This is a genomic window from Bacteroides sp. RTP21281st1_H5_RTP21281_210402 (genome assembly GCF_040918965.1).
GTDB lineage: Bacteria > Bacteroidota > Bacteroidia > Bacteroidales > Bacteroidaceae > Bacteroides > Bacteroides congonensis.
The window spans coordinates 227140-251381 of the sequence record NZ_JBCOWR010000003.1; the positions used below are offsets into that span (position 1 = coordinate 227140).

The window sequence follows — 24242 nt, forward strand, 5'->3', positions numbered from 1 at the left end:
GTTATCCTGTATATGTACTCAACAAAATAACCTTTTTACTAATATTAACTTGCCAGCATGCGTAACTTGGACAATCCGCGATGCATCAAGTTACGTACGGACTGATAATTCATATTCATAATCTCGCAAATATCTTCGTATTTCTTTTCTTCTATATAATATAAGGTAAGTGCTTCACGCTGGCGGGGTGATAATTGGTCTAGTAAACGCCTTACCAATGAAAACTCGTTCTTGCGTTGCTCATTTTCCATATAGTCGTCTTCTACATCTGTTGGGGTCGGTATAACCACTTCTTCTATAGATGTATCAGAGGTGTACATGCGTCTGCGAAGTTCGTCGCAGAGTTTATTCTTTAATGAGATGAATAAATAGGATCTGACATTATCAATGACTCCTAATTCATCTCTCTTAGTATAGAGTTTCACGAAGACGTCATGGATGCAGTCTTGAAGTAACTCTTTATCAATAGTCAACTTTAATCCATAATTAAAAAGGACGTTGATGTGCAAATTATACAGTTGAGAAAACGCTGCCATATTTCCCGCTTGAAAAGAAGCGAACAAAGTTTCGGTTGAATTATTAGTCTGTTCCATCATAGCATTAATTCGATTGATTTGATGTTGCAAAACTAAGCAGTATTGACCGCAACCTTAGGTAAAATCTGGTTTGTGGATTGAAAAAACAAGTATCATGTTTTATAACACTCTTTTACTAGATATTACTGATAAAAAAGAAAAATCCCGCTGATTTGTCGTCAACGGGATTTTCTGTTTTACAGCTTATGGAACCAATAAATACCTTCTTTCTTATCAGGCACCTTTAGGTTGTATAATCCATTTATTTTCAGTGATTTACTAATTATATCAATCTTTCCGGTAGCAGGATGAATGTACTTTAATGCATATTTTCCGGACGATAATTGAATAGGAATATCTGTTCCCGACTTGGAATAAATGATACTTCCAATATCAGATTTTACCAATTTCCTGTATTCATCGGTATTTGTTTCTTCCACTTCCATTGCCGCAGCATCCTTCAGGAATACCTTGTCCGTGCACGGAATTACAGGACATGAACCACCCGCCATAAATATTGCCCAACCCATAGCCGGATAATTCTGCGCGTAGAATGTCACTGCTTTTTGGGGATATTTCCGGCGATACTCATTTACTGCTTTATAAGCTTCATTGAAAGTAACCTTCCCGACTTTCATCTTACGCATATGTTGGCGGGGAGCCATATTCTTACCGCCTTCAGGCGCAAAGATTCCGTCCGTCTTATAATGCCAGTAGCGAATGTCGATAATATCTACTATGGCAGCCCGTTTGGAATCTGCAAGAATCGCATCCTGCACATCTTTTGTTGTACTCAGCGCTACTTTGGCTTTTTTGCCGGTTTCTGCTTCCCATTCGGCAATGACATCCAGCCAAAACTGCACGAAGTGCAACGGGCCTGTAAATTCTGCGCTTGTCAGTTGGATAACATTCGAATTATCAGCAAAGTTATTCAGGCATTGACGGATATATTGCCTGTGCAGTTCGCGGCGTACCGGATGGGTAACGTCATAGAACATATCTGCCACGAAGATTCGTTTGTCTCCGGCAAACGGAACTGGTTCCGGGAATCCGGTCTGATTGATATTATTGCTGCTTCTCCACGGACTATCCACCCAGTGAGCTCCGGCTTCTATGATATTATGTTGGAAATAGTTTTCATGGAACAGCAGCAACCCGTCTTCACTTCCTTTTTCTGCAAATTCTTTCAATCGTGACCAATACCATGCGTTGGGACGGTTCAAATCATATTTACTCAATCCTTCCCAAGCTGTCCCCTGACCGCTGCGTCCGAAAGGTTGTTCGTAGAAAGGCCCCCATACGTCTCCATCCCGACGTCGGATACGTTCATGGTCGTCACGGCGGCGGTCGTACCACAGTCCATAGTTCTGGTCGAAAACAAGAATGTTCTTCTGTTTCATAAAGTTGACGACAGAGTCGATACGGTCTGTCAATCCCAAGCCTTCACGTCCCGGAACAAAGCGGGTGATGGCAGGACTTGCCTTTTTCAGGAAACTGGTTTTGAGTCTGCCGTTCCACCACGGAGTGGTATGACTGCCACCTACCAACAAAGCACCGTCCATTTGGATACGTCCGTTGATAATGGTTACTTCCGGTTGAGTCGAGAACGTCCTTGAGTTTGAAAGAGTCTTTTTCTCTTTGATGTCCTCTATTGATTTCACTCCGGCGGATGCTACTGAAGGAGCAAATTTGTTTTCTTCAATCCAACGCTCCAGTGTCAAGCGAGGAATATAAGCTTCTTTTGCCAATTCCATAGCCACTTCTACGGTCGGACTACTGGTTGCGCTTGTATTTCGGGGCAGGATGCGGGCGCGTTCAGCACATTCCTTTTGCAGCCGTTCGGCTAATTGTGCGTAAAAGATGCTGCGAGGCTGTACGTGATTATTGGATTGTGCCCACTCACCGTCTCCCGAGAACTGTGCCCAACAACCGTATGCACGGTTCTTAGCGTCTTCAGTCGGGGCATAACATTCGATTTCTGCGGCGGTACACTGCCAAAACAGGCTATTTGCCGTATTCCATCCGGCTCCGTTCTTATCTTGTCCCAAGTTCTTGAAGGTAAGATTATGTCCGTCGATATTGACTACATCAAACAGCAGGCCGCATGCCCAGGCATCGATAGAACCGCTGAATCCTAAAGATTCATACGAGTCGCATTGTACGAAAGCATTAGGCCCGGCAGCGCAGAATCCGGCGGCAAAGTCATGAATCCCATGTTCGGAATAGCAACGTTGAAACAAAGTCTGCTGTCCCAAAGTGTGGAATGTACAACGGCGCATTCCGCCAATTTCAGAAATGGGTTCTCTCGAAATACAATCTTCGACAGTAATCTTTGAACCTGTACGCTGAACGATAACGGCACTTCCTGCAAAATGCCCGAAATTAACCTGTCTTACCCAACTGTTTTCCGCATCTTCGATAGAGATGCCCGTCCAACAATGGTCTTCATCTTTGGGATAACGTCTGTCGTAGTCGGAAACCAATGTCATGTTTTCTACTCCACAGTTATTAATACGCCCGTTCCATTGGTAAGTCATAATCGTCGAAGTGCCGTATCGGGCATCCAAAGCTACGGTCAATGGGGCATCTAGTGTAATTTGATTTCCATTCACTTCGCTGACTGTCCTGTCCCAAACCAAATCCGTATCCCCCACTTTCCATCCCAAAGCACTGATGCCACCGCCAAAGATGTCACAGCCCAGTGAAGCAATCCATTCCTTACCGGAAGGGCGGGTTATCATTATCCGGTCACCTTTCTTCAGGGAAGTTCCCGAAGCGACTTCCAATGTTTTCGTATTTACCGGAACGTACTTGGAAAGCACCTGCAATGTATCCTGTATATTCAGGTCATTCCTTCCTTCCATGTAGATAAGCGAACCTCTGTCTACTCCTTTCTTCAGCAATACTGTCTTCTCCTTATCCATCCCTCGCAGTACGATTCCTGAAGCAGTAATACGGATACTGCCGGATAAGGAAAATTCTCCCTTGTCCAACAAAACAGCTCCACGAAAACCGGAAGCATCGGGAGTTTGTGAAGCTACGTAGTCGATGGCACGCTGAATCCGTGCCGTGTTGTCTCCTGCTTTCCATGGTACAAATACCACGTTCCGAATGGAAGGAATATCCTGTTCGGATGCTTGATAACCACAAGTGGAGAAATCAAGAATCCGGTTTCCCTGCCCGTCGGTCAGATAAGTAATCTGGTTATCCTTTACTTGCAAAGCAAAGGTTTGCGCATGACTCTGCGCAAACCCGATACTCAATACTCCCAAAAGGATAGTTCTTATTCGTATATTCATTACAATAAACTTTAGTATCTATTTATTCGGCTAAAATAAACTTTTCCGTTTAGATAGTGTATCATGGTTGTTCTTTAAATCAGTCCAATTCACCTTTTTCTTTGTGTCTATACCATGGATGAATTTCTCAATATTGGTGTAACCGTCCCCATTGCAATCTTTCACGGCATCTGACGGGTCATTCGGGTTCAAGCCATTAGCTATTTCCCAAGCGTCCGGCATACCGTCACCATCTGTATCGACATACGGTTTTCCCTTATATTCAGGAAGTCCTCCCACCTGACGGATATCTGTAATAATTCCCTGTTTATATGAATCAGCGGGTAAGCGCCTTTTTACATAAGGAGAAACAAATTCGGGCGCATCTTTTACGTAGATGGCTTTTCCGGTTTGTACAGTCTTGATGACACGGGCATCTACGGCATCACGTTTCGGGAAATTGGCTCCTACATTATCCAATACAAAATTATACGCTTTTTTTGTTTCCATAATGGTTACAGGAGACATTTTGAACGGTTCGTCCACCTTTATTTGTGGCAGGAATTTTCCGGCATCTACTTCATTCGCCAGTTGCACGCCGCCATCCCAGTTGTTTTTTGTCACCTTGGAGTTACCATGAACAATATTTCCGTTTACATAAGCTTTTCCAAAAGACAAAGGCTTATTCTTGTCACGTCCGGCTTCCGGTTTGAGGATACGGTACGAAATCGGTTTATCCAATGGAGTAATGGGGCCCGGCTTGAAGTAATTATTAATCATGTTGTAGAAACTCTTGTTGTCTCCCCCGTCTACAGAACGGTTCCACCAGTTGAAAACAACATTGTTGACGAAGTTAAAGTCTCCGTCCATACCTACCGAACTGTTACGGCTGATATTGGAAGCAAAGAGATTGCGGCAGAACATGCTGTTATGCCCGCCGATAGTAGCACCGAACGCATGGTTGTAAGCATCCAATGCTTCGGAAAATACGGAATTCTGAATGGTGATATTTACAGTCGGAAGTTTCAATCCATGTCCGTCTGCCCCCCTGTTATATACATGGCGGTAGATAGACATATTCTCATCCAGTCCCCAACTTGCCGAACAGTGGTCAATCATAATATTTCCCACTGCATTTCCGCCCACCGCATCATCACGGAAAGCGACATCTTGCGCGCCACGGCGGAAACGCATATGGCGGATAACAACATCATGCGTATCAATCAGGAAAGACTGGCCTGTCACACAAATACCGTCTCCGGGTGCTGTCTGACCGGCAATCGTCACATAAGGAGCACGCACGCTAATCGGGCTTTTCAAACGAATCACACCCGACACATTGAAAACAATGATACGTGCGCCACCGGTTTCGCAGGCTTCCCGAAGGGTTCCGGGGCCTGAATCTTCGAGGGAAGTGACTACAATCACTTTTCCACCACGACCTCCGGGAGTGTACATGCCACCACCTTCCGCACCGGGGAAAGCAGGAATATTGCTCTTTATCAAATCTTCCGGTTTAGAAGCCCACGGCTTATAGGGGCGTCCTTTTTGTGCTTCTTCCAAAACTGTCGGCAGGGCTTTTTCCCATGCCGCATCTGATTTCCGTTCGAACTCCGCTTCTTGTTTTGCTCCTCTAGCCTTTACCGAGTCCGGAATCACAGGATACTGTGCTGCCGCAGGTAGTACGCAGGCAACCAGCATCCATGCTGATAATACTTTCTTGATGTTGTTCATTCTTTCGAATCTTAATAGGTTTACTAAAAAGACGATTAAGAAAGCATTTTGTAATCGGTTATCTCTCTCCTTTCCGCCATTCATTCATATATTCACGGGGAGTCTGGTTATATTTCTTCCGGAAACACTTGCTGTAATATCCGGAATCTTTGAATCCGACAGCAAAAGCAACTTCTGAAACGCTTAAATCCGTGTTCTTTATCAGTTCGATGGATTTATTCAGACGGATTTCTTTTACCAGATCTACGGGTGCCAGTCCGGTAAGGCTCTTCAACTTTTTGAAGAATGCCGAACGGCTCAAGCCGATACCGGAAGCTATCGTGTCTATATTGAAATCACTGTCATCCATGTTTTCCTCAATCACCTGATGAATCTTTTCGAGGAATTGCACGTCTTTCTTTACCAGATATTGTTCGTAGCTGTCTTCTTCCGTCGTTGTCTGATTCTCCATTTGCTGACGGATACGTTCACGGAATATTTTCCGTTCGGCGAGCAACTGGTCGATACGTGCCAGCAGATATTCTTTGCTGAATGGTTTGGTTATATAAGCATTCGCACCTAATGTAATCGCTTTTGTCTTGGCGCCTTCATCGTTCTTTGCGGTCAGGATAATCACAGGAATATGACTGATCTGGAAGTCTTTACGGATAGCCTGCAACATTTCCAAACCACCCATTTCAGGCATCATCTGATCGGTCACTACGATGTCAGGATGATATAGATGCACTTTCTTCAAGCCTTCCACTCCATTATTGGCTACGTGAATATTGAATTTATCTTCGAGCTGAAGTTTTATCAACTGACAAAGGTCTTTATTGTCTTCCACCAACAAGAGAGTAGGCAACGAAGCGTCAATTTCCAGTTCTGCTTCCATTCCTTCCGATGAAGAAATAGTCTCAGCCGATCCTTCTTCGGAAGCGGTCGGAGCAACTTCTGTATCGCTGACATAGTAGTCAACTTCGGACGGACGGTAATGTTCCTTATCCATCAGAAGTTCTACGGTAAATACAGCGCCCTGTCCTTCGGGACTTTCGGCACGAATCACCCCGTGGTGCAGATTGACTATCTCTTTGGAAAGTGCCAGACCGATACCTGTACCTTGATAATACGGATTCTTTGTATTCTCCCCTTGTGAAAAACGTTCGAATATCTCGGTCAGTTTGTTTTGCGGAATCCCCTCTCCATTATCTTCCACCCGCACATAACAACGTTTTCCGTCGTCCGTCAGGCCGGCAGTGACATGGATACTTCCACCGGCATGGGTAAACTTGAATGCGTTTGATATGATATTACGGATCACAATACTCAATTTATCTTTGTCCGCCCATACCATAATTGATTCATCCGGCAACTGAAAAGTAAAGCTGATTTCATTCTCTTCCGAGAGTACCCGGAATTCTTTTTGGAAAGAGGCAATCATTTCATTGAAATCAATCAAGGAAACATGCAAGCGCATCTTGCCGTTCTGAATCTTGCGGAAATCTAGTATCTGATTGACTAACTGCAACATCTGATTGGTATTCTTCTCCATCAATTCTACATATTGCAATCCTTTCGGAGATAGTTGCTCGCGTTCTTTCAATTCCTGTATCGGGCCTTTAATCAATGTCAAAGGTGTGCGGAGTTCATGGGAAATATTGGTAAAGAACTTGATTTTCAGTTCCGAAACCTTTTGCTCGATATAGATGTCATTCTTCATCTTAATCATAAAGAAAGCCAGTCTTAGGGCAAAATAGAGAGCTGCCAGCCCAAGAATAACGTAGATAAGCGTCGCCCACCAACTCAACCACCAAGGTGGAAGAATGGTAACGGCTAACGTACGACTGGAAACAAGTTCGGGACTGGCTTCATCTATCGTTTCCACACGGAACGTATAGCTGCCGGGGGGCACGTTGGTATAAGAAGCAATACGGTTCTTACCATTATAATGCCATTCTTTTTCGTATCCTTCGAGTATATAGCGGTATGTCACCCTGTTCTGATTGTAGAAATTCAAGGCGGCAAATTCTATCGTGAACATGGACTGGTTATAGTTCAGTCGAATCGCGTCTGTGTACGTAATGGATTCTTTTAGAATCGGGCAATCCTGGAAACTACGCAAATCCCGGTTGGAAACCTTAAAATCGACAATACGTGTATCATACTTCGTATGTTGCGTTTCCAACTTGTCAGGGGAAAATGCCAGAATCCCCTGACGGGTACCGATCCACAAATCCCCGTTCAATGTGCGGAGCGCGCTGCCCTCTTCCATTTCCACATTCAGAAATCCGTCATATTTGTCATAGTTACGGAACTGTTCGGTAATCTTATTGAAACAGGACAGACCGATTTCGGTAGTAAACCACAGATTCCCATTCTTGTCTTCTACAATTGACTTGACTACATCGTTGTTCATACCTTCACGTATGCCGTAGGATTTGAAAACCGGTTCATGTTTTTCCTTGTCATATTGAACTAATTTGTTCAGTCCTCCACCAAATACACTTACCCATATTTGCGAATCAGCATCTTTATATAGCACATAGATATCATTGTCCGCCACGTTGGAACGGTCGCTAACCTGACGGTAGGTTTCAAACTGAATTTGTTCGGGCGTTGTAAAATGCCCGTCAAAAGACATCAGGCCATCCATTGTTCCCACCCAAATACGTCCGTCTTCATCTTCCGTCATTGTACGCACTTCCATATAAAGCCCGTAAGGCGGATATTGTTTCAGTCCGTTGTATTTATGTATAAAGCCAACTTCCCCGTTTTCTTCGGAAAGCAGGTTCAATCCCCCGCCTAATAATCCTACCCAAATGCGTCCCTGACTATCCTGATAGGTAAAATACACATCATTATTACTGATAGAGTTCGGATTTTTAGGGTCATTCTTGTAACGGGTAAAACGTAGGCCATGAGGTGAATTCATATCCGGCTCGGCTTTGACAAGTCCGTTTCCTTTGGTAGAGAACCACAGATTTCCGTCCTTATCTTCCATTATATGATAGACTGCCCCCAACAGATAGTTCTTGTCTGAGAAAATCTGCTTCATCTGTCCGTTACGATCCAGACGATACAAAGTCTGCCAGCGGGTTCCCACCCAAATATCTCCGTTCTTCGCCTGGAAAAGGGCACGTATCCCCTGATTCCAGGAAGTAGGTCTTTCGGTGGTAACGGGAACAGGAGATACTTCGGTCAACAACTGGAATTGTTTTTTGGGGAAATTCACTCTATACACTCCGCTACTTGTAGATGCCAGCCACAGAATACCATCCTTATCCAAAAGAAGATGGAAGAAAAGTTGGTCGGGAATGTCATCAGAGAACGGTTTCATTTGGTTGATACGGGTCATCTCCAGTTTATCCCTGTCGAACAAAAGTATTTCTCCGCTTGGAGTCAGGAAAAACATGCCTTGCTCGCCGGCATCCTGCATTTCAAAGTTTCCGATAGAATTCTGGACGGGGAATTTAAAGCGGCGGCTGCTTCTGTTCAGAGGATCATAATATATCAATGCATGATTCCCTTCCTGAAACCATATCTTGTCATATTTATCATAGAAGATCATTCCGGCATCTTTTCCGGAGATGGTAAACGGAAGTTTAGTGAGTTGCTTGTAACCGATATTGTATTCATAACTTCCTTCATTAGTGGTAATATACATCAAACCGGATTCTATAACCAATAAATTGGAGATTGGCTGCTTGATTTCCGGTATTTCATAACGGTTCACTACTCCATTTTGAGGGTCGATACTATAAATATGCCCGTCCCTATCCCCTAGCCACAGGAACCTGGAACTATAAGCAGCACAAGTGAACTGTTCGGGATTGGCGGAAATCTTTTTCTGTATGAAATCACCCGGTTTATCTTTCAGGGCATCTCCTTTTCTAAGGGATAAAATCTGATAATCCATGCCAATCCAGTTGATGAACTCGGCTGTTTCACAGAATACATTGTGTTTCAGCCGCATATCATAGACGTTCACGTTGGGGCGTGAATCGTGCAACTGCTTCATTGTGATTTTTCCATCCTTATCGGTATAGGCACGCAGAAGGCTCTTGTCCTTGGTCAATAGCAGGACGTCCCCGTCTTCTGTTGTCTGGATTTTGATAATCTGAATGTTTTCGGAGTATTCTTTTACGTCGTCATAGACTGCATGGAAACTTTCATGGCGCTTGTCGAACAGGTAAAGTTTACGGTCGATGGTCTTAATCCATAGGAAACCATTTTTATCTTCTACAATACGCTGAATCTTGCGAGGGGGAATATCGGCGGAATAAAAGCCGTCGCGGTTGTCATATGAGCGGAATTTAGTTCCGTCAAAGCTACATAGTCCATACCATGTGCCGAACCAGACAAAGCCATCCTTCCCTTTTAAAGTACAATTGACGATATTATTAGACAAACCGCGCTCGGCTGTGTAGTGTTCAACAATCATATTCGGATAGGCAAAAACACAAGCGCCCATCATTGATAGTAATAGTATTAGAATATTCCGTTTTCTCATTTATGGTCATCATTGGAATTAAATGTAGTCAAAGATACAATTTTTTTTGAAGATAGTGACCGGAATCACTATCTTCTTATCTTTTATCGTTCTATTTTTCTGTTCCAAATTCAGTCTGCTGACGTTCCACCTCGTCCAATACCCGTTGGCGCTCTTCTTCGGTCAGTTGTACTTTTCCTTCGGATTTACTGTTTATAAAACCTGTTTTAACTGTTGGTGAAGTGACAGCCTGTTCCACATAACAGAAAGGAAGTTCTGCCGGAATACTTTCAAATTCCAGTTCGGCGGCTGTCGGAGCTTGTGTGCCCTCAAACTGAACGTGTGCTTTTACTTTTATCTTACCGGCTTTCCGTGTAGAACGGATCAGCACAGGAGCCGATCCGAATTCCACGGCACGGGGATTGGCATTGATTGTGGCATCTCCAATAATCTCCCCCTCACCTTCTACCGTAAATACGATATTTTCTTTTGCCAGACGGCGTACGTTTCCATTATCGTCGGTCACTTCGGCAATTACCACAATGAAATCGGAGCCGTCTGCCACCAGGTTGACTTTTTGTGTATCCACATGCATACGCAGTTTGGTAGAACGGCGGGAAGGCATTTTCTTTTGTGTACATACCACTTTCCCGTTGATAATACCTTCGGCAACCATATTGACCTTCTGCCAGTTCTTTTGGGTATAGCTGTATCCACGCGCTTCCCAAAAATCCCATACATCATCGAAAATAACAGGTGCGTTCGGCATATGCCCTTTCGCGTGAACCACAGGCTTCGTCCATGTTTTTGTTCCGTCATAAATAGAAAGACGCACAGAATCACAATTACTGAACACTACTACGTCTTTATCTGAGAATTGCGACATTTCGTGAGCAATAAATATCATCGGCCCGCATTCAGCTATAGGATGTTCGAGATTGGCAGGTGACTGGCTGCGAAACATTGCATAAGCGTATTTCTTCTGACGGAAAGCATCGTAGACACCACCCCAATAAGGGTCAGGGTGATAACCGCGCTGATGGTCAAACGGATGCCATTGGGCACCACCGATAAACAGACCTGTGGTGCGGTACATTTCATCATAGTTTTTCGCCAGGGATAATGCTTGTACAAGCAGCGGTCGTTCTCCCCAACTACGGCTTGCACGGTTGTTGTTATTGTGTGCGTACCAGTCGTCCACGTTTTCTCCAAATTCACGGGTAAAGATACACTGTTCCGGCCTGTCCGCTTTTTCATCATCGCCCGGCCAGCCATAGACTACATCATAATGCTCTTTCACACCTGCCGAATGAACGTCGGCAGCCGCTACCGGACGTCCCGGATAAGGATATTCTTCTCTGGTTATTTCCAATGCCTTCAAGGCAAAATCTAGCGGATAGCGGGTTTCATTCAATATCGGTTCCCACATCAGGACAGACGGATGATTGCGGTCACGACGAATCATTTCACGGGTGTTTTGATGAACCAGTTCCCCGAACTTCGGATCTTTATTCCAATATTGCCATCCGGGAGTAGCTACAATGACAAACATTCCGAGTTCGTCACAGGCATCCATAAAGGCAGGGTCTTGCGGATAATGAGCTACACGAATAATAGTACATCCTGCATCCCGCAGACGCTTCGCGTCACGCCATTGCTGTGAGTTGGGCAAAGCATTGCCTACATACGCGAAATCCTGATGGCGGTTAGCTCCTACCAATTGTCCGAAAGGCTTTCCATTCAGCCAGAAGCCGTCTTTTCCACGAAACTCGGCAAGACGGATGCCTGCACGGGTAATTCCTCCGTCAATAGTTTGATTGCCTTTCTTTATCCGTGATTGTATCCTATATAAATAAGGTGTGTCCGGTGACCATAGTTTCGGATTCTTCACTTCCATTTGTTGCCCGATAGATTTCTTTTCTCCAGGTTTCAGGGAAAGTTTGCCGGAAGTACGTTTGATGACTTTTCCGTCTGCATCGGTCAGGGTGGTTTCTACGGTGACAGTTTCCTGATGTCGTGCATCATTCTGTAACTCAGTCTTTACACAGACTTGCGCGCTCTTATCGCTGATTTTATCGAAATGTACGAATACTCCACCACCGGCAACGGTTTGGGAATCAAGAGCGTCGGTAATAGCAACAGGTGATTTGGCAATCATCCATACATCACGATAGATCCCGCCGTGATAGGCAAAGTCCAAGGTATACTGGCGTTTACCGGGGGGATAAGATTTGTCATCGCTGTTGTCTGTTAAGACAGCAAGCAGACAGGAGTCACCTGCCTGTACGCCATTGGCGGTTAAATCTAACGTGAATGGCAGATAGCCACCGATATGCTCTTGAACACGCTTCCCGTTCAAGTAGATAATCTGCTTGCCCATGGCGGCTTCAAAATGAATAGTCACCCGTTGTCCTTTGGTTTCGGAAGGAATCACGAAATGCTTGCGATACCATGCCGGGCCTTGATAATTACGGCATCCACTGGCTTCGGCAGGCATCAGTTCCACTGTATGCGGGGTAGATACTATTTCCCAGGAGCGGTCGTCAAAGTCCACGGCTTCCGCCCCACGGACATCTCCTTTAAAGAATCGCCATCCCGGATTGAAATTATACACTTGTCGTCCACTACCGGGAAGCTGGATAAATCCGGCGACCGATGTCTCGGGATGGTAAGTTTCTGTCGCTTGTCCTTTCTCTGTCAATGAGAACAGCAACAAAAAAGCTGATAAGATTAAAAACGGTCTTTTATTCATAATTCCTTTATTTCTTAATCATTATAATAATGTCTTTCTTTCTACTTTCCGGCCAAACTTTCAAATCCTTCACCTTTCCGTCTTTCAGAGTAACTTCTACTGTAGTCTTGTCCGGCGCATGCAGTTTAAAATGCACATTCCATTCTTTCGGCCATGCGGGGAAAAGAAGAATTTGTTCTCCATTGGTCTGCAAGAGCATCTCCTGAAGACCTATCATTCCGCTACCTCCCCAGTTATGGTCGGGAGTCCAATCGTATCCCGGCCCCCAAAAAGCAGGAAAGCGGTGCGTACCATCAGACAGTTTGGCAAGGGATAGTCTCTTCGCTTCTTCGGTTAATCCCAAACAGGCAGCCCAAATGTTATCTTGTTTCCATCCGGTATGCGAACGAAACTTGATTGCGTCAGGGTCATAGAAATATGTATTACGGGCTACTTCCAGTTTTTCCTTTCCTACTCCATAGATGCGCCATGGAAATACAGGATAAAGCTGCGGGGTTTCTATGTTGTTGATGCGTTCCCAACTTACAGCGGGAGAAATCGTCTGTCTTAGTTCCGGGGTAGATGCAGGATTCAGAGAGTCTTTTACCTCTATATATCGCAAAGGGATCGGGGGGATTGTTTTCAATATCTCCTCTTTCTTTCCATACGTTTCGAGCACAGTCCGCAAGGCTGCTATGGTACTACTGGCATTATTCGTCATCTTATAGGTTTCACAGGCAGAACCCGGAAAAAGAATCAGATGCCCGTCACCGTCCAGTGCTTTTCGTCCGCGACGGGATGCAAGCATACGATAGTGTTCGTCAAAGAATGTGAGTGAGCTTTCTATCAAAGGAAGATAAGGAGTGATGTCGGCATCCGCATAGTTCTTTGTTTCCAGTATCATCTGGCAAAATTCGAGCACCGTATCCCACTCATATTCGAGCCACGCATTATATTCCAATCCCTTGTCAAACCAATCAGGACGCTTGAAACCATATTCCGCAGGGTTAGGCAAACCGAAGTTCTCAATCTGCTCACTGAAGCAAGCTCCATCATGCTGCCAGTATATACGGCTACGAAGCTCTGCATTTTTCAGCATCCGGTTGTAGAAATCAAATTGGGCGGACATCATGTCATAATCCCCGCTTTTCAGCATCGGCCAATATACCAAACGTTGGTTCTGTGCGGTCATTGTGCCACCTCCCCATTTCCGGTAATCGGGAGTAAATGATTGTTTTTCGTCTACATGGCAAGGATCGAAAGTAAACAGTCCGCCGTTAAATTTCGTCGGTACGCTACCGTAAGCATTGCAGCCCAGCATATAGCGGAATAGTGTGTAGTTCCGCGTAATTTCCTGTGCTTCTCCTTCCGCTACGATAAAACTGCGTTGCCAAAAAGAGTGCCACCATGAACGGGTTTGTTTTTTATCTTGTACTATGGTCTTTGCGGAGTTTTTCCCTTTCGGGGCAATTCGTCCTAAAGCAATTTGCAGACCTTGTTCCCATTGTGTCGTGGTTTCTGTCTGTTCCGTATGTAGTACAATATAAAACTGTTCCTTGCGGGTAGCTTTGGAAGAACGAAAATTCCAGGCACGGAAGTCCGTTCCGGCATATATGCCATCCGTAGTATTTGTAAATTCCAGGTTCTCTCCGAAAAGAGTTCCGCCGAAAGTCAGATTCTTCAAGGGATTCATCATTTGTGATTTCACTTCGTCCATCCCTTGTTGGACTACGGCAACATCAAAGACTGTCTGTTCGGGGTTGCGATGATAAAATACAAGTTGGTTGTTCCTGCCGGATGCATTGTTTTTCAGAGATACGAAGTCGGCACTTGTAACCGTTCCTTTCGGGGGAGCCCATTTGTAAGAACACTGTTGTCCCTCTCCTTTCCGGATAGGACGTTCCTGATAACGCCAGTTTTCATAAGAGACTTCTGTATGCAAAGGCTGTGAATTCGCTATTTCGACATGAATAACCGGATGGAAGACATCTACCCAAAACTGTATTTGCGCACCTTCGGCTTCAACTTCGACATAGCCGTCTTTCAATTTCAATTCCTGACGGAAGCTTTTGTTTTCTTTGAAAGGATTGGGTGACAGACGAAGCCGGAAACGCCCTTGTTTCAGTTGGCAGTTATTTTCATCAAACGTACCGCTGCGGCTTACATAAAACAAGATGTCGCCATCTTCCACCCATATATTCATACCAATATCACCGCCACCGCAAGGCATGGATTCGGAAGAATTACGGCTGGGGGTATTCCAAACGACATTGGCATGTTGGCTCCAAAGTGCCGACACGCCAATAAGCAGTATGGTTGTAATCAGATAAAATCTTTTCATGTTTTTTATATTACCAATTATCCGAGCGGAAAGACCCTAAAGGTAAACCGTTACAATAAACATCTCCTTCCACATAGTTTTTGAATCCATACCGGACGGCTACCGGATGCGGAACTTTCTCACTTTTCACGAGCATCTTACTACGCTCAATCCAGGCTTTCGCAGGATAGAACACCCTGTCTTCACCTGCTACTTCAAAGTTTTCCGACTCGAAACAGTTCTTGCCGCTAATCCACATTCCGGCACGTTCAAAGCTTACGACTACCGTGTCATTCTTTATTTCAATACTTTTATAATAAGGGCTTTCCCCGTTTACTCCTTCCACTCCATAGGTCTTGGTCAGGGCAAGAAGCGCCAGACGTTCTCCGGCAACCTGTTTCTTTGCTGGATGAATTCCTTTCTCCATTCCTGCGTCCAACAATACCGCCATGCCACTGTTTGCCACACGATGTTCAACTTTCGACTGCGCCTCCCGAAGATAGGCGGAATTTATTACTTCTTTTCCTTTTTCCGTAATGATTCCATAATCATATGGGGCTATCTGACAATAGTAAAAAGGAAAATCCCCTTGTTTCCATTCGGCACGCCAACCGTTAATCAAGGTCGTAAACATATCTGCATACGTATGTGCACGATTCCAGTTATCTTCGCCCTGATACCATATCACTCCTTTCATTGTCATACCAATAAGTGGATGCAACATACCATTGTAAAGCACTGTCGGAGTGCGGTTTTTCGATTTAATGTCCGCTTCCGACTGAGGAATTTTTGCGTCGGGAAAAGCTTTCAGCCAGTCAGCTGTCATCCATGCTTCGCACGCTGAACCACCCCATGCTGCCACCACCAGACCTACCGGAACATCTAATATTTCATTAACCAGTCTGCCGAAATAGTAAGCTGTCGCACTGAAATCACGGACACTGGCCGGTGCTGCTTCTTTCCATGAACCGACTACATCATTTTGCGGAGTAAACGTAGAAGTCCGTTTGACCGTAAACAAGCGAATTTCAGGATTCTTACTGTGAAGAATATCCATGTTGGCATTCTCCACCGGCTGGTTCTTGAATCCTTTCATCGGCATTTCCATATTGCTCTGTCCGGAACATAACCATAACTCACCTATCAATATATTATTCAGTGTTTTTTTACTTCCATCATCAAAGGTGACAGTATAGGGGCCTCCTGCTTCGGGGGTAGCAACCGTAAGTTTCCACGCACCATTCTTGTCGGCAGTTGCTACATACTGTTTCATATTCCAACTCGTCGTTACTGTTACTTTTCTATTGGGAGTAGCAGTTCCCCAAAGATTGGCATTTATCTGTTGCTGCATCACCATTCCGTCGGAAAAGATTGCAGGCAATTTTACTTCAGCATGTGTTGGCAGGCAGGCAGCAAGTAGAAAACTTGCCAATATTGTACCTGTTTTAATCATTGAACTTTTCATACTTTAACTGTATTATAATGAATCAGGCACGGATTACGCTGTTGTTTTTACGTAACACGATTCTCATGGGCCGTGTAATCCGTACCTTAAAATCTTAATCTGTGATAGAAAACCCCAAAGAACCAAGCAATCCTGCCGGAAGCAACGTTCTCTCTGCCCTGCGATATTTAGCGTTCGTCCAGATCCCGTCAAACGGTGCTTTTCCTTCATCGGCTCCTTGCAATGCATTCGCCCACGTGTTCGTCACTTCTATTTCGAGTTCATTCATTCCTTTTTTCAAGGCTGCGGTTATATCAGCCCGATAAGGAGCCGTCCAAACAGTGCCACAATCTATTCCATTCACACGAACTGTTGCTATATCGCATATCTTCCCCAAGTTCAGCCAGACTTTTCGGTCTTTCTTCAGCTTATTCTTCCAACGGAACATGGTTTTATAAATCGCAGTTCCTGAATAATAGCGGATTTGTTCGTCATCCTCTTTACTCCAGTCAAACAGTGTTTTCCGGGTTATTTCTTTTCCATTGTTCAGGAAAGTAACTTTATACTCTTCCGGTTCAAAAGTTACTTCCTCAATATTTCCAGTGGAGTTTTTTTTCTCTTTCCACTGTTTTTGCGTATCACTATTATGACCATTACGGGCTTCTTCCGTGGAAAAGACAACGAATACCGACTCATTGGGAGCCAATGTCAAAGTTACTTCCGTGCGATTATCTTTCAGTTCGTAAAGGGGATTCGTTTCAATCTCACCCGTCACGGGATTCCAACACTCCGGTTGGCTTCCGGTGATACGCATACTTGCGGTGAACGTACGTGTTTCTTCTTTCTGATTGGCAATAAAATAAATATCTCCCAATTCACCGCGACGATGTGTCCAGGCAATGTCTTCCGGCACAATCAAATCACGTTCCAGTCCATATGCAGAGAAGTCGTCCTCCATATAAGGAATGGCAGGAATCAGCACACCTGCTTTTTTCAGTTCATTGACCTTTTGTTTCACTTCCGGCGAAAGTTCCACCGGTTCAGGATTCATCGGACGGGCATTCGGCAGTACCAAAACCTTATAACTGGCTCCGCCCGGCAATATCATTCTGCCATTTTCTACTTTTGCCAAACGCAATAGTGCATCCTTGTTAAAACTGTCATAAGCATATCCCCGAAGCGGATTCACCCATTTTTCAGGATCAGCCATATTCGCGGAATGAGTAACGCCTACCGGACGTACACGCAAAGGCTGTCCCTCATTCGCCAAACGAACGCGTTCGCTTTCCACACGTTCCGCACCGAAGATCCCCGGAAGGGACGGAACCAGTCGCTCAGGTAATACCGAACGTCTCGGCACTTCCTCACCTGTGAATACTGCGATATCTGTCACCGGATGCCCGTACTGCAATAACGACTGGCAACGGGCGGCATATTCGGAAAAGGCTTTAGCGCCCTTATCCCACCAAGTCTGGTCACGTTGTAAGAAAAGCCCGATGCCATCCAGTGTCATGCCGGGTTTGCGCTCTAGCCAGGGATTATGTACATATACGTGGTAGAAGAGACGATTGATTCCTAATGCGTAATTACGATCCAACAATGCTTTCAACATTCCGGGATATTCATTCCATGTGCCACGCACTTCGGTGAATCCTTCCGCCTGAATGATATTCTTTCCGTAGATATGGGCACCGCTGATGGCATCGAGCATATCATTCGGTTTATCATGGGTAGGACTGTTCAGCCAAAATTCTCCCATAGGAAGATCTACCTTTTGGTAATGCAGCAAGCCGTCACTCACCATTGTCGGTGCTACACACTCCGCTGAAAACTGACAATCATACTCTTTGGCACAGTCTGCCAGTACCTGATAGAAAACATCGACTACCAGTCCGGCAATCGTTGTACGTACATCGCGCAGGATCTTTTCGCTCCGTTCGGCACTTTCCATGGGAATACCTGCCAATAGAGGTAAATAAGGTATCAGGTCATAGCCGTGACGTTTCTTGAATTCAGTTGCGAAATTATGATTCCAGTTCTGACTTCCGCATTCCCAACTGTCCACATGCATATATTTCAGTACACGCCGTGCCACTTCCGGATTCGTTTTTACAAATGCTTGTGCAAACCAGTTATCAAACTGTTTTCTTACTGTTGCCGGATCGAACTTATCACATTCCAGTCCCTTTCCGCCACCGGCTGTCGCATTGGTATGTCCGGTAGCAGTATGCCCCATGCGGAGTAATTTCCATTTACCTTCAGGGAGAATGGCAGTCAATGTTTTCTCTTTAGAATGACTGGCAGGGATATTATTGTATTGTTCCGTCAGATTAATAATCTGTGAAAGTGAATAACAATCCTTTTTCCCTATTTCTCTTTCCTTAGTGGATTCAGCTACACGCCATACCAGTCCGGCTTTTCCTTCCCACTGATTCAGACGGGCTTCCCGATGCAAGCGCAGTTGTTTTATTTTCAAATTGGGCTTCCATTTCGCGGCATCCATATCTTCACTTCCCGGTTCACTCCCTTCGGGTGTCCAATAGAAACGGAAATAACGGGCAGTAGTTGCGGGAATACTATGCGTGGAGTTTTCATCTGTATTCTGCCATCCCTGACGGGCAGGAACCAATTGTTTTACGAAACGGTAATTGACACCGTCATCACTTGCCATCACTTTCAAGCGATGTGCCTGATAATTATTGCCATTCAAGACTATTTCTATGTTCCGGCAGGTAAAAGGTTGCCCGTATTCGTATTGGATATAGCATGGATACGAAGAGCGGATAACTCCTGCCGCATCCATATTCACTGTTTGGGCGGGCTTTATATTATCCGTTATCGCCAAGTTTACGCATGTGATTTTGGCAGGCATTTCATCTACTTCATCTTCTACCGGTAAAGCAAACAATGCAATATCTTCATAATAATTCTCATAAACTTCCGGTTGTGGCAGACGCAATGCATCAAGTTTTCCGCCATTAACAATCGTATCGCTCCAAACGACTTTCTGCATGGATTCTTTGGGAGTGATCCAAGGCCCTCCCGCCAATGCAAAACCGTCACAGATATGCATTCCCAGTTTCAGCCCTAACCGGTCGGCTTCTTCCATGCTGAAACGTACCATTTCCCACCATTCAGGGGTTAACTGTTGTGCTTTGCCATTATATTGGGAGCCTTCATTTATACCTTTAATCGGCATCAGGTACGTACCTCCGAGTCCTGCATGTTTCATTGCTTCCAAATCGGCGGTAATCCCCTCTTTGGATACAGCGCCATACATCCAGTACCAAAATGTCCAAGGTTTCGCTTCATCGGACGGGTTCTGAAATTGGTCGCGAAGTGAGCGTGTTTGTTGCGCATCGGCAGGACAGAAAGCAGTCCATGCCAATAAAGAGATTGCAAATATTCGCTGTTTCAGTCGGCTTTTCATTTTAATATCTATATTTTACTATTAAAAAAGACGAAAAAGGAAATATTTTGTACTCACTATTTGTTGAAAATATTAGAGAGACGTAAACTTTAATTATAAAAAGTGCACCTCCTTTCCCACTGGAAAAAAGGTGCACACACAAACAAAACAAACAATAGACGACCTTCACAGGCAGTATTCGTATTTTATTTTTCTAAATGCCGCTATTCGATACAATCCAGGACATAAATTCTCTCCCTATATTCTGAGGGTGTCATGCCGGTATGTTCACGAAAGAATCTTGTCATAACGGAATTTGACTGGAAGTGTGTTCGCGAAGCCACTTCTTTTATCTCGAGATTAGTGTCCTTCAATAGTGCTTTTATTTCAAGAATGGAATATTCTATAATCCAGTCTTTTGCTGAACGACCGCTCATATCGGTTATTACCATTGTCAGATGTTTAGCGGACACGCACATCTTTTCCGCGTAAAAAGCGACATCCCTACATACCGTATGAAACTCTATCACCAAACAAAAGAAATCGAATACAATTTTTTCCTTACGGGTATATTTTACTAATTCGGCCACTTCCGGTTTTCTTTTATAAGCCGCATAGATATCCCAATAGAAAACACGTAACAGTTGCATGATAGACTCCCGTCTGAATAAGTCCTGGGGTAAGTCAATACGGTAAGTCAATATCTGGCAAAAATGAATGAAACGTTGACATTCTTCATCGTATAGCGAAGTGCTGAAATTCTTTCGCATATAGAAAAAGAAGTCAAGGGTAGGCATACATATACCGCTTATCGTATCTATAAACAGGCTTTTGGATACTTTTAGGAATGTCATTGAAAAATCATCACTAATTTCCGTGACAGATGCCAACTGGAAAGGAAAAATAATGACCAAATCATTGGGGACAATACGCCGTTTATTACCGAAAACATTAAAGAGCGCACTTCCTCCCGTACATATCCCGTTTATCCCCTCTTCAAGATACGTCGGATTTTCATCAAGAGGTAAATGGGCAATTGTAGTATATACGTTAAACTCTTCAGATTTCAATAATTTGTCAACTACTTTATCAGGACTATATGGCATATTCATTTTCATTGAATGTTATTAATGCTATTTTTACAACTCATACTTCGTTCATAATTCATTTCGACGGAATATCCCGAATACAGCGGAGAAAATATTTAGTACTTTTGGAACCGCTAGAGGATGCATATTTCACTTTTGTTGCGTCAGGATAGAATTTCATATACCATGCATAAGTAGAAGAACCGGAATGTTCTGTTGCCAACCAATAAGCGGTACCGTTTGTAGACAATGCGAATTTATTAAAACCAGTTCGCACATTTGTTTCCTCCAATTTTCTATAAAAAATCATTATCAGGCTACCTTCCCGAAAGGTAGGAACCCGCCATGTTCCCGGTGCGTCTTTTCCATATTTTCCACGGTACATGGCACATCCTTTAGGAACGGCATAACTTGCAACATCATATTTATTTTGGTTTGCTGTAGCAAGATATCCGTTTGCAGTAGCCCAGTCCATTGTTGTCGTAGTTGTACTTGCACCATCACTGTCAATCGCATCCGGAGATATAATAAATCCCTTGGAGACTTTCATATCATTGTTGCCACTATTTATAGCATTATTATGCCGACTTACACGATGAACATAAACTAAATTTCCATTGCTATCTTTGACAGGGTTCGTGTTTTGACCGTTTGAAGTCCATTCATAGAGTTGAATATTCGTATAAAACGTTGAATTTTCACTTCTATTCTCCACTCTACTTTCGGGTAAACCTGTCGAATATATAACTGCATATTGATTTCCTTCCTCATCCGTATATATACCCGTTATCTGAGAATATCCCTTTACATGCATGAAGAGAGACGCGGAAATTATAATAATCATTCGTTTCATTTTATTCTTGTTTTTGTTTATTTCGCTTTAAAATTGCATTTGCTTGATACTTATATCTCTTACGCACCTTGAGCCACCATCAGTTTTATAGTAAGAATTCAGTCCGTTATACCATCTTTTGACACTACCATTTCCATCTTCCGTAGTTGTATTTCCGCTGGTAATATTCAATGAACTACCTATATAAATACCAATCAGTTGATTGGATGCAGGCATATACCACTTTAATTCATCACCTTCTATTCGTCCGTTTCCATCTTCATCTCTGTTTTTATCATAACAGACTCTTGCGGAAAAGGTACTGGCCGGATATTGGTATTGATATAATAGTACATGACCGTTTGCATCTTTCTGCGGAACAGGTATATCACCTGTCCAAGAAAGGTTATGTATATTTTCAGCTAGATTAATCGTTGCTGTTTTTCCGCAATTTATATCATCTGTCCCATATGATTGTGCTGCTGTTTCAACATTGTTATAACCATATTGTATTTTTCCCATGGTGGTTATGCCCACCAGATATTTATTTGTGCTACGCACAGATAATCTGTCATGCACTAATCCCATCGTATAATTCCCATCCGTATCTTTTACTCCTCCGAAACGTCCGGCATATATTGCCGGTCGCTGATCCATTCTGAATATATGTGAAGCTTGCAATATTTCTCCATCTCCCTCGGTTGTGGTAGTAACTTTGATAAATAAGGAACGCTTTCCTTCCGCATCGCTTTCACCACCAGAATCGACCAGATTACCGTTTTCATCATATATGTACTCATCATTATAAAGATAAAATTTTATTTGTGTGGGAAGTATGGTACTTGCTTTGATATATGTATTCAGCGGCTCCTTGACATTATTATATGCATTGGTATAATTAGATGAAGAAGACAAACGAAGCCAACTGTTATCGGGAGCTTTCTGTGTACATTCTTTATTGGTATATATCTCCACTTCCACTGTTCTTCCCTGAGTTTGTACAACTATCGGTCGAACATCATAAGCTGCATCAAGGTCATAATCTTTACCTGATTTATTGTAGAGGTTCTTAAAAGTATCAAATGATGCCCCTCCACTAACAGCTACATTATAACTAGCATGAAACTCTACATATTGACTGGCAATGTACGCTCTAATCCGTTCATCGTTTTTTGCAGAATTTATGTCTGCGTTAATGGTAGTACGTAGATTATAAAAATGATTGGGTTCCACATCAAAATTGTTAGTATTGTTGTTCCCGACATACATTTGGTAAATTGCATATTCGTCTGTTACAGTAGAATATGCCCATGCTTCTATCTGTGTACCCAACACTGGTGCAGCCCCAGAAGGTACTTTATTGACTATTTTGTAGTAACGTTGGTTTTCACTCATAATACTACCTACAGTTCCCTGACAATTCTGTGCAACATACCATGTTGCCGAATAAAAGCCGTTTGTATCCGGTTCGCCCAATTTATCTACTTCAAACGTGGCATAAGTATCTTCATCACTATTCTTTTCAGGATTGGTGAGCCGAATCGTACTGTTTACATTCAATAATTTCAAACCCTGCAATTTGTAATTTTCCACTTCAAATTTATAGCGTAATGTAATGCGTGCCATCAGCTTTCTTATTTCGATACCTCCAACAAAACCGACAGGCTTGTTATATTCGACCAATCCCCGGTTACCTCCGTCAATATCTACGACAGTAACACCCGGCACTTCTCCGGCCAATGGTACTTCGTCGTCAGCGGTGATAAGTGACTGGGTATGACCTTCTATATTAGTCAAGTATTCAAAACTCCATTTTTTAAGTTCATCGAGATAACTTACCTTACTCATGTCATAATTTAGCTTGGGACCCAGCACCAGCAGATATAAAGTTTGATTCTCCGCCACCACAAGAGGAACATCTATTGTTGCTAGATCATTAATAGCTGTCGTAGTATCACTCAGTTTATGAGGTTTTCCATTAATGGAGCCATCTTCCTTAAACTGGAATAGCCATAGGTTGTGTAGTTTGGTTGTCCCATCGGAAGCACGGGTAGTTATGGTATGCGGTTCCTGCTTTCCTTCCAAAACCACAGTAAACGGAGAGTCAGAACAAGTTTCTTTCCTAAAAAATGACTTTGTAGCTGTATAACCACTCGCGAATGTCGGTTCTACAGCAGCAGGAAGACTGACATTCAGGCTGACCATGACCGTTTTACCTGAAGTATTTCCCGGATTAAACTCATCCAGTTTGTCATTTGTGCAACCCAAGTATAACAGTGACAGCAAGGTTGTGCAGACTGTCCGGAAATACTTTCCATATCTAATTCTTATTCTCATATCATATCTATTTATCACCAAGCTTC

Annotated in this window: 11 protein-coding genes; all 11 read right to left on the reverse strand. The window is 43.6% G+C overall.

Annotation, left to right across the window (positions count from 1 at the left end; translation table 11 throughout):
• Positions 1 to 44: 44 nt before the first annotated feature.
• On the reverse strand, positions 45 to 596 hold the full coding sequence (locus AB5443_RS06565; RefSeq protein WP_073345240.1) for an RNA polymerase sigma factor: 552 nt from the start codon (positions 594 to 596) through the stop codon (positions 45 to 47).
• 176 nt (positions 597 to 772) lie between these two features.
• Complete coding sequence (locus AB5443_RS06570; RefSeq protein ID WP_368113499.1) at positions 773 to 3874, reverse strand: DUF6298 domain-containing protein; 3102 nt, start codon at positions 3872 to 3874, stop codon at positions 773 to 775.
• Between the two features lie 30 nt (positions 3875 to 3904).
• Entirely contained in the window at positions 3905 to 5587 is a 1683-nt protein-coding gene (locus AB5443_RS06575; protein ID WP_368113500.1) for a polysaccharide lyase, read from the reverse strand.
• A 58-nt stretch (positions 5588 to 5645) separates the two neighbouring features.
• Positions 5646 to 10076 carry a two-component regulator propeller domain-containing protein gene (locus AB5443_RS06580; protein WP_368113501.1) on the reverse strand — a complete coding sequence of 1477 codons (4431 nt, stop codon included), beginning with the start codon at positions 10074 to 10076 and terminating at the stop codon, positions 5646 to 5648.
• A gap of 91 nt (positions 10077 to 10167) precedes the next feature.
• Positions 10168 to 12807 carry a glycoside hydrolase family 2 protein gene (locus AB5443_RS06585; RefSeq protein ID WP_368113502.1) on the reverse strand — a complete coding sequence of 880 codons (2640 nt, stop codon included), beginning with the start codon at positions 12805 to 12807 and terminating at the stop codon, positions 10168 to 10170.
• Between the two features lie 7 nt (positions 12808 to 12814).
• Positions 12815 to 15127 (reverse strand): DUF5703 domain-containing protein, encoded by a 2313-nt coding sequence (locus tag AB5443_RS06590; RefSeq protein ID WP_368113503.1) that lies wholly within the window; start codon positions 15125 to 15127, stop codon positions 12815 to 12817.
• Positions 15128 to 15137: 10 nt separating this feature from the next.
• The gene (locus AB5443_RS06595; RefSeq protein WP_368113505.1) at positions 15138 to 16571 is read right to left on the reverse strand and encodes a sialate O-acetylesterase; all 1434 of its coding nucleotides are present in this window, start codon (positions 16569 to 16571) and stop codon (positions 15138 to 15140) included.
• Positions 16572 to 16665: 94 nt separating this feature from the next.
• Positions 16666 to 19980, reverse strand: a complete 3315-nt coding sequence (locus tag AB5443_RS06600; RefSeq protein WP_368113507.1) for a glycosyl hydrolase — start codon at positions 19978 to 19980, stop codon at positions 16666 to 16668.
• 203 nt (positions 19981 to 20183) lie between these two features.
• Entirely contained in the window at positions 20184 to 21077 is an 894-nt protein-coding gene (locus AB5443_RS06605) for an AraC family transcriptional regulator (protein WP_073345219.1), read from the reverse strand.
• Between the two features lie 46 nt (positions 21078 to 21123).
• Positions 21124 to 21900, reverse strand: a complete 777-nt coding sequence (locus tag AB5443_RS06610; protein ID WP_283140008.1) for a DUF1566 domain-containing protein — start codon at positions 21898 to 21900, stop codon at positions 21124 to 21126.
• A gap of 27 nt (positions 21901 to 21927) precedes the next feature.
• Positions 21928 to 24216: a DUF4906 domain-containing protein gene (locus AB5443_RS06615; protein WP_277133145.1), complete on the reverse strand. Its 2289-nt coding sequence runs from the start codon at positions 24214 to 24216 to the stop codon at positions 21928 to 21930.
• Positions 24217 to 24242 lie beyond the last annotated feature (26 nt).